The sequence below is a fragment of the Carboxydocella sp. ULO1 genome (assembly GCF_002049255.1).
In the GTDB taxonomy this organism is placed as follows: Bacteria; Bacillota.
The window spans coordinates 1-347 of sequence record NZ_BDLQ01000148.1 but is presented as its reverse complement, the minus strand read 5'-3'; the positions used below and the strand labels follow the sequence as shown (position 1 = coordinate 347).

The 347-nt window shown below is 53.6% G+C and carries 1 pseudogene; it reads left to right on the top strand.

The window, feature by feature from the left end:
* Window positions 1–347 (top strand): annotated as a pseudogene (locus tag ULO1_RS14865) (hypothetical protein); the annotation flags it as partial.

Sequence of the window (347 nt, the reverse complement as noted above, 5' to 3'; positions counted from 1 at the left end):
TTTCTGCTGCGGGAGATTGAGCTGGATATTTTATCCCTGGATGCCCTGGGCTGTGGCCGCATTTTCTCCCGCTATACCGGGGAAATCAAGGCCTTTCTGGAACGGGGCGGTATCATTGCCTGGGGAATTATTCCTACCCTGACTGCTGAACAGGAGCAATATGCCCTGCCTTATTTGCTCGGCAAACTGGAGGAATACTGGGATTATCTGGCCCAGCACGGTGTAGACCGGGAGCTGCTAGTAAAACAGGCCTGGCTGGCTCCGGCTCGCTGTTGTTTGATCAATGCTGATGGGGATGCCACCGTGACCAGGGCCTTTCGGTTGTTAAAGGAACTGGCCAAGAAATT